Source organism: Enterobacter cloacae complex sp. GF14B, from assembly GCF_004136805.1.
GTDB lineage: Bacteria > Pseudomonadota > Gammaproteobacteria > Enterobacterales > Enterobacteriaceae > Enterobacter > Enterobacter hormaechei_C.
This window is the reverse complement of sequence record NZ_QFRV01000208.1, coordinates 1-2,107: the sequence shown is the minus strand read 5'-3', so window position 1 is coordinate 2,107 and position 2,107 is coordinate 1. Positions and strand designations below refer to the sequence as shown.

The window sequence follows — 2,107 nt, the reverse complement described above, 5'->3', positions numbered from 1 at the left end:
CCAGCGGCAGGCAACCGGTCAGCTGCAACACCTCACGCACAATTGACGGTTCCGGGTGACGCGTCCAGGGCGCACGCCCCATTCCAGCGATCTCCTCCACCTGCCAGTCAAATCCAGGCTGAGATTGCTGGCGCATCACCGCCCGATAGCGCGACAGCACCTGCGGATGCCATTCATCCAGCGCTTTTCCCGCCAGCGAACAGCCTCCGCTGTCGGGTTTCAGATAGCCGGTCAGCAGCCGCAGCAGCGTGGATTTCCCCGCGCCGTTGGGGCCGATCAATGTAACCAGCTCTCCCTGCGACAGTGACAGCGAAACGTTATCTGTCAGCGTGCGGCCAGACCGGGTAAAAGTCAGATTTTCAGCCGTATAACGTTCAGCCATGCTGTTCTCCACGACGAAAAATGAGCCATAAGAACCAGGGAGCGCCAAGGATACTGGTGAGCAGGCCGACCGGCATTTCTGCCGGGGCGACCATGGTGCGCGCGACCGTATCCGCCACCAGCAGCAGTAAAGCGCCCGCGAGTACCGTGCCGGGGAGGGTTGCCCGGTGATCGGCGCCCAACCACATGCGCATCAGGTGCGGCACCACGAGTCCGACAAAGCCAATCACGCCGCTGACGGCGACAGCCGCAGCGACCAGCAGGGCGCTGCATAACAGTAATATTCGCTGTACAAGAGCAACGTCCACGCCAAGGTAATGCGCTTCCTCTTCACCCAGTTGCAGTAAATTTAACGTACTGGCACAGCGCCAGATCGCCAGAGCGGCAGGCACCATCAGCGAGGTCACGGCGAGCAGCGTGGACCACTGTGCCTGACCAAGACTTCCCATTCCCCAGAGTGAAAGCTGACGCAGCTGGGCGTCATTGCTGACCCACGAAAGCACACCCACTGCCGCACCGCACAGGGCATTGATGGCGATACCCACCAGCAACAGACGTGACAGAGAGGTGTCATGCTGCTTGCTGAGCAGGAAGATCACGCCTGTGGCTGCCAGCGCCCCAAGAAATGCCGCCAGCATAGGGGCGTAAAGCATCACCAGCGCGGGCAGCGCGAGCGGGAGCACAACCCACAGGGCGACGGCCAGCGCCGCACCGCTGCTGATCCCGAGCAGGCCCGGGTCGGCAAGCGGATTGCGGAACAGCCCCTGCATGACGCAGCCGGCGAGCGCCAGCGACCCGCCAATCACCAGCGCCAGCAGCACGCGGGGCAGACGGATGGTGAGCCAGATATGGCGTAGCGTCTCATCGCTGCCGCTCCACAGCACGTTCACCGGCAGGCGTAACGCCCCAAAACCGGTAGCCATGATCGTCATGACGGTAAGCGACCCCGCCAGAAGCCATAACGATAACGTGATGCGCCGGGACATCAGGGCAGTTGCTCCGCTCTGGCACGCAGCTGTTGTATGGCTTTCGGCGTGCGGACGCTGAAGCCCAGCAGGGCCATGTCATCAATAGCCAGCACCTGCTTGCTTCGTCCCGCTGGCGTTTGCGCCAGACCGGGCAGTTTCCACAGATTTTCTTCGCCGCCCAGCGCGTTAAGGCCCTCCTGCGAAATCACCACCAGATCCGGCTGGCTGGCCATCACCCCCTCCTGGGAAAGCGGCTGATAGCGGGTAAAGCCCTGCATGGCGTTCTGCAACCCGGCGGCGCGTATTGCCGCATCCGCGCCGGTCTGTTGCCCGGCCGCCATTGCGGTCATTCCGCCGTGGCTGAGGATAAACAGCACCCGCTTGTTGAGCGGTATTGAGGGCAGTGCCGCCAGCGCCTGACGCAGCGAGCTGCGCAGGGTTTCCCCTTGCGCCTCATGATGCGTCGCCTGAGCTATCACCCTCACTTTTTCGTCAATCGCGCGCAGGTCAGGCGTGCCGGGAACGGTAACCACGCGGACGTGGCTCTGTTCAACCTGCTTCAGCGCCAGAGAGGGCTGCGCCTGGTCGCTTGCCAGCACCAGCGTCGGGCGTACGGACAAAATCCCCTCCGCATTCAGCTGGCGAAGATACCCCACGTCAGGCAGCGCGTTTGTCGCCTGCGGCCACTGGCTGGTACTGTCGCGCGCAACCAGAGAAGACTCCGCGCCGAGGGCGTAGACGATCTCCGTCACGTCGCC

At 63.2% G+C, this 2,107-nt stretch carries 3 protein-coding genes; all 3 read right to left on the bottom strand.

All coding sequences use genetic code 11. The annotated features are described in order from the left end of the window. Positions 1-382, bottom strand: a 382-nt coding sequence (locus tag DD606_RS24730; RefSeq protein WP_129259405.1) for an ATP-binding cassette domain-containing protein, incomplete at its 3' end; no start/stop codon positions are given. Continuing rightward, positions 375-1,367 carry an iron ABC transporter permease gene (locus DD606_RS24725; RefSeq protein WP_045346436.1) on the bottom strand — a complete coding sequence of 331 codons (993 nt, stop codon included), beginning with the start codon at positions 1,365-1,367 and terminating at the stop codon, positions 375-377. The genes DD606_RS24730 and DD606_RS24725, both read right to left, overlap by 8 nt. Continuing rightward, a partial coding sequence (locus DD606_RS24720) for a hemin ABC transporter substrate-binding protein (protein ID WP_139158362.1) occupies positions 1,367-2,107 on the bottom strand: 741 nt, incomplete at its 5' end. The genes DD606_RS24725 and DD606_RS24720, both read right to left, overlap by 1 nt.